Source organism: Kitasatospora sp. NPDC058478, from assembly GCF_042720345.1.
Lineage (GTDB): Bacteria > Actinomycetota > Actinomycetes > Streptomycetales > Streptomycetaceae > Kitasatospora.
This window is the reverse complement of sequence record NZ_JBHXML010000028.1, coordinates 96,394-102,072: the sequence shown is the minus strand read 5'-3', so window position 1 is coordinate 102,072 and position 5,679 is coordinate 96,394. Positions and strand designations below refer to the sequence as shown.

Annotated in this window: 5 protein-coding genes; 4 read left to right on the top strand and 1 reads right to left on the bottom strand. The window is 71.6% G+C overall.

The annotated features are described in order from the left end of the window. Positions 1 to 194: 194 nt before the first annotated feature. The gene (locus ACFWPT_RS17810; RefSeq protein ID WP_380482649.1) at positions 195 to 1,460 is read right to left on the bottom strand and encodes a serine hydrolase domain-containing protein; all 1,266 of its coding nucleotides are present in this window, start codon (positions 1,458 to 1,460) and stop codon (positions 195 to 197) included. A 251-nt stretch (positions 1,461 to 1,711) separates the two neighbouring features. On the opposite strand from ACFWPT_RS17810, the gene ACFWPT_RS17805 reads away from it, so the two are divergent. The 4 genes from ACFWPT_RS17805 (at position 1,712) to ACFWPT_RS17790 (ending at position 5,511) form a co-directional block, all read left to right on the top strand. Beyond that, complete coding sequence (locus ACFWPT_RS17805) at positions 1,712 to 2,710, top strand: phospholipase D-like domain-containing protein (RefSeq protein WP_380482646.1); 999 nt, start codon at positions 1,712 to 1,714, stop codon at positions 2,708 to 2,710. 78 nt (positions 2,711 to 2,788) lie between these two features. After that, a complete protein-coding gene (locus tag ACFWPT_RS17800; protein WP_380482643.1) occupies positions 2,789 to 3,673 on the top strand; it encodes an alkaline phosphatase family protein in 885 nt (294 codons plus the stop codon). Between the two features lie 123 nt (positions 3,674 to 3,796). Beyond that, positions 3,797 to 4,387 (top strand): hypothetical protein, encoded by a 591-nt coding sequence (locus ACFWPT_RS17795; protein WP_380369942.1) that lies wholly within the window; start codon positions 3,797 to 3,799, stop codon positions 4,385 to 4,387. Between the two features lie 134 nt (positions 4,388 to 4,521). Next, the gene (locus tag ACFWPT_RS17790; protein ID WP_380482641.1) at positions 4,522 to 5,511 is read left to right on the top strand and encodes a phospholipase; all 990 of its coding nucleotides are present in this window, start codon (positions 4,522 to 4,524) and stop codon (positions 5,509 to 5,511) included. The last annotated feature ends 168 nt before the right edge of the window (positions 5,512 to 5,679 follow it).

The window sequence follows — 5,679 nt, the reverse complement described above, 5'->3', positions numbered from 1 at the left end:
GGCGTGCCGGCGAAGCGTCCTCGTACTGGGCCGTACTTGGACGTTTCGCCGGTGCGGTCAGGCGGGATGCCCGGCGTCGCGCGCCCGGCGGGAATTATGAAACACGCCCTAGGGAACGCCCGGGGCCCGAGACGCGCACGCCCGCACGGCGGGTGGGCCGTGCGGGCGCGTGAGCGGCGGACTGTGCGGGTCGGTCAGATCCGGGTGTCCTCGACCACCGGCAGCGAGTGGTTCTCGGTGAAGGCGCTCGGGGCGAACGAGTTCCGCGGCGCGACGGCCGGCTTCTTGCCGCAGAAGGCCGGCTCCAGCGCGTTCATCAGGCCCTGCGTCACGGAGCCGTTGTTGGAGGCGTTGGCGAACACGACGACGGAGCGCTTGCCGTCCGGGGTGGCGAACGACTGGGTCTGGAAGCCCTGGACGATGCCGCCGTGGCCGTACACGTCGCCGCAGGACAGCGAGATGCGGCGCAGCCCGAGGCCGTAGCTGATCTTGGCGGTGGGGGTGGCCAGGGCGGCCGTCATCTGCTTCAGCGAGTCGTCCGAGACCAGCCCGCCGGAGCTGCCCGCCATCAGCGCGGTGAGGAAGTGGTCGAGGTCGGCGGCGTCGGAGATGACCGCGCCGGCCGTCCACACCCAGGAGCCGGTCTGCTGGGTGGAGTCCAGCAGCGGCTTGCTGCGGTTGTCGTTGGTGAGGTAGCCGGTGACGTGGGCGCCCTGGATCTCCTGGTCGGGCACGACGAAGGAGGTCTTGCTCAGGCCCAGCGGCTCGATGATCCGCTCGCGCAGGACGTCCTCGTAGGGGCGGCCGGTGAGGTGCTCGACCGCGAGGCCCATCAGGACGAAGTCGGTGTTGGAGTAGGAGTACCGGCTGCCGGGCGTGTACTGCTGGCCGTGCTTGACGGACATCGCCACCAGGTCGCGCGGCGCGTACACGTTGGTGCGGATGCGCGCCTCGAAGGCGCTGGTGGTCTCCTCGCCGGCCTGCTCCAGCAGGTCGTTGGTGTGGTCGTAGATCCCGGCGCGGTGCTCCATGACCTGGCGGCCCGTCATGGTCCAGGTGTCCGGCAGGGTGCCGGCCGGCAGGTAGTCGCGCAGCGGCTTGTCGAGGTCGATCAGGCCCTGCTCCGCCAGCTGCATCACGAGAACGGCGTTGAACATCTTGCTGTTGCTGCCGACCCGGAACCTCCACGAGGAGTTCATCGGGGTGCCGTCCAGGTCGGCCTTGCCGACGGCCAGCGACCGGGTGGACTCGGCGTCGCCGTGGTCGCGGATCACCGCGAAGGCGCCCGGGGCGCCCGCGTCGGTGGTGGCCTGGAGGGCGGCGCGCACCGCGGCCGTGTCCGGGGTGGGCGCGCCGGTGGTGCCCTGGTCGGCGGCCACGGCCTGCGCGGCTCCGGTCGCCAGCAGGACGACACCCGCGGCCGCCACCGCGAGCGGACGCAGAAGGCTGATCTTCGCCATGATCCTCTGTTCTCTCACTCGGCTGACGCGGCGTCCGGCCACGTCCTCGAAGATCCACTATCACCGGCGGGGCCGGTGGCTGGCAAAGTGAACCGGATCGGCCGCACCATCCGTTTCCCGACCCGGGGTCAAGGTTTTACCTGCTGTCGTCTACCCGCGTCGACCGATCCACCCGATGCTGTTCGGGCGCCTCGCGCGTGCTCCCGCACCTTCGCCCAGGCCTTCCCCCCTCACCGATCGTGGAGTTCCGCATGCCCCTGGCCACCTCCGCGCGCCGGGCCGGCGCGCTGCTGCTCGCCGCCGCCGGCCTGATACCGCTGTCCGGCACCGCCCAGGCCGCCACCGCCGCCACCGCCGCCACGTACACGCCGATCGTGTTCCCGGACCAGGACCACGGCGTCGTCTACGACCTCATCAACTCGGCCACACGCTCGGTCGACGTGACCATGTACGAGCTGCGCGACACCACCGCCGTCAACGCCCTGATCGGCCGCCGACGGGCCGGCCTCACCGTCCGGGTGATCCTCGACGGCCGGCACACCTCGGTCAACGGCGCCGCCTACTCGGCCCTGCGGGCCGCCGGCGTCGGGGTGACGTACTCCTCCTCCGCGTTCGTCTACACCCACCAGAAGACCGTCACCGTGGACGGCGCCAAGTCCCTGATCCTGACCGGGAACCTGGACTCCACCTACTACTCCAGCAGCCGCGACTACGGCGTCGTCGACACCGACGCCAACGACGTCGCCGCGATCGAGCAGGTCTTCGCCGCCGACTACGCCCAGACCTCGATCACCCCCTCCGACGGCGACAACCTGGTCTGGTCGCCCACCGACTCGCAGGCCCGCCTGCTGGACCTGATCAACGGCGCGCAGCACACGCTGGACCTGGAGCAGCTGGAGTTCGGCGACCAGGCCCTGGTGGACGCGGTCGCCGCGGCCGCCGGCCGGGGCGTCACCGTGCGGGTGGTGGGCATGAACCCCTCGTCCTACAGCAGCTACTTCGACCAGGTGGTCACGGCCGGCGGCCAGGTGGTCACCTACTCCTCGACCACGGGCCTGTACATCCACGCCAAGGCGATCGTCGCCGACTACGGCACGCCCTCGGCCAAGGTGTTCGCCGGTTCGGAGAACTTCTCCGACAACTCGCTGAACAACAACCGCGAGCTGGGCCTGATCACCACCGACTCCGGCGTGCTGACCACCGTCGAGTCCACCGCCGCCCGCGACTTCGCCAACGGCACGCCGTACTAGACGCCGTACCGGACCGGTTCGTCGCGCAGCCCTGATCGAGCGTCCGCGCCAGGGCCGCTCCCTACCCGAGGAATTGTCATGACTTCGTCCACCAAGCACGGCTCCCGCCGCACCGCCACCGCCCTCGGCTCGGTGGCCGCCCTGCTCGCGGCCTCCGCCGGCCTCTGGGCCGCCACCACCTCCACCGCGCAGGCCGCCGCCCTGCCCGCGCCCGACCACATCGTCGTCGTGGTGATGGAGAACCACGCCTACAACCAGGTCGTCGGCAGCAGCAGCGCCCCGTACCTCAACTCCCTGGCCACCGGCGGCGCCAACCTCACCCAGTCGTTCGGCATCACCCACCCCAGCCAGCCGAACTACTACGCCCTGTTCTCCGGCTCCACCCAGGGCGTCACCGACGACAGCTGCGTCTCCGTCGGCGCCCTCCAGGGCCCCAACCTGGCCTCCGAGGTCACCGCCGCCGGCAGGACCTGGGCCAGCTACAACGAGACCCTGCCCGCCCAGGGCAGCACCACGTGCAGCAGCGGCAAGTACGCGCAGAAGCACAACCCCTGGTTCGGCTTCGGCAACGTCCCGTTGAACTCGGCCAGGACCTTCGCCCAGTTCCCGACCGACTACACCACCCTGCCGAACGTCTCCTTCGTCGTACCGAACCTCTGCAGCGACATGCACGACTGCTCGGTCGGCACCGGCGACACCTGGATCAAGAACAACCTCGGCGCCTACGCCACCTGGGCCAAGAGCCACAACAGCCTGCTCGTGGTCACCTTCGACGAGGACAACCGGCTCGCGGGCAACCGCATCCCGACCGTCTTCTACGGCGCCCACGTCACCCCCGGCAGCACCTCCGCCGCCACCTACAACCACTACAACGTGCTGCGCACCCTGGAGGACCTCGCCGGCGCCACCACCCACGCGGGCAACGCGGCCAACGCCGCTGACATCACCGGCATCTGGAACTGAGGCCCGCCGCCCGGCCCTCCACCAGGAGCCGCCCCCGGACCACCGGCCGCCCCGCGCCCGCCGCGCGGGGCGGCCGCCGCGTCGGAGGTCGACAGCGGCGCGGGGGGCGGCAAGGATGGGGGCGTGCGATTCGATGCCGTGCCGATGCCGGAGCGGGTGGGGGAGCGGCCCCGGGACGTCCGGGGCTATCCGGTGCCGGCGATCACGCCCTGGCGTGGCGGCGAGCCGCAGTTCGCGTTGACCGACCACGAGCGCAGCGCGAACTGCGCGCTGGAGCGCCTCTGTTCGGTGTGCGGGGGATTCATGGCCCGGGGCCCGGTGTGGCGCGTGGTCGGGGCGGCGGAGAGCGCGGCGATCGGGGCCGCGCTCGCCGAGGGGCGGCCGTACCGCAACCTCGCGCCGACCATGGAGGGGCCCGGCCACCGGGCCTGCATGCTCTACGCGGCGATGGTGTGCCCGTACCTGGCCCGGCCGAACGCCCGGCGCCGGGCTGCGGCGCACGGCGGCGCGGACGAGCTGACGGCGGCCGCCGTGCGCGGGGCGGTGCGGGGCGGCACGGGGGCGGTGGTCGGGTTCGGCGACTACGAGTACGCCGTCACCGAGAGCCGGGTGCTGTTCCGTTTCCTGGATCCGGTCGAGTTCCTGCCGCACGAGTCCGCCGACGAGCAGCTGCCCGCGCTCCGGGCCGAGTTGGCCTCGCGCGGCGGACTTTAGCGGAGGATTTGCACTGTTCCCCCCGTACCGGGCACGAACCAGTGGCAGACTGAGGCGGACATGACCAGTCCTGGATCGGGGGCGGCCGTCCATCAGCGACGGCTTCAGGGCACCGACATCGAGGAGCACGTTTCTTGACCACTCACCTCAGGCACGGCACCGGCGCGCGGAAGATGCTGGCGCTGCTGGCGGCACTGTGCGGGATCGTCGGCCTCACCGCGCTCGGTACGACCCCTGCGGCGGCGGCCGATTCGCGACACGCGATCTACGCCATCGCGCACCGGGTCGACACCCTGGACGGCGTGGACGCCGCGCTCGGCCACGGCGCCAACGCCATCGAGATCGACGTCTGCGCCTGGTGGAACCCGAACGAATGGCGCGCCTACCACGACTGTTCCTCGGCCGGTGAGAACCGCCTGGGCCCCAGCTTCGACAGCATGATCGACCGCATCCTCTCCAACGCCAACGCCGGACGCCGGCTGTCGCTGGTCTGGCTGGACATCAAGGACCCGAACTACTGCGGGGAGCAGCCCAACCGCACGTGCAGCGTCGCCGGACTGCGCGACAAGGCGCAGCGGTTGACGGCCGCCGGGATCCAGGTGCTCTACGGCTTCTTCGAGTACCACGGCGGCAACACCCCGGACGTCGGCGGCAGGGGCTGGCAGAGCCTGGAAGGCAAGCTCGGCCCGCTGGAGGGCATCACGTCCACCGGCACCCGTGACCAGGTCCAGGGCGCCTTCAACCGGTCCGGTTCCGGATTCCCGGCCGGTCACCGGGCGATGGACTACGGCGACACCGACATCACCAAGGGCTTCGGCAACTGCACGGAGGCCACCTACAACACGTGCGCGGAGCTGAAGAAGGGCGCCGGGGACCGCGCCGCCGGGCGGCTCGCGGCCACGCTGTCCTGGACGGCCACCTACAACGACCCGTGGTACGTCGACAAGCTGCTCGGCGACGCGGGTGTGGACGGCATCATCGCCGGCTACGGCGCCTTCACCGGCGTGCGCGAGTACGACAACAGCTGGCAGTGCGCCAACGCCGTCAACCTCGTCCGTGACTGGGTGAACCGCCACAGCGGCACCCACCGCATGGCCAACAGCGGCGACCGCCTGTTCCGCTAGGCCTGTTCCGCTGGCCTTGTCCGTCTGAAGGGCACCCGCCGTCCCGCCCGCCAGCTGCCTGTGCGGCCCGCGGGGGGGGGCGCCCCGCCCGCAGCCGGGGTCGGGGCACAGCGGCACGGGGGAGCCGGCGCCGGGCGACACCCCCCCCGCCCTTCCCAGCCCGGGGGA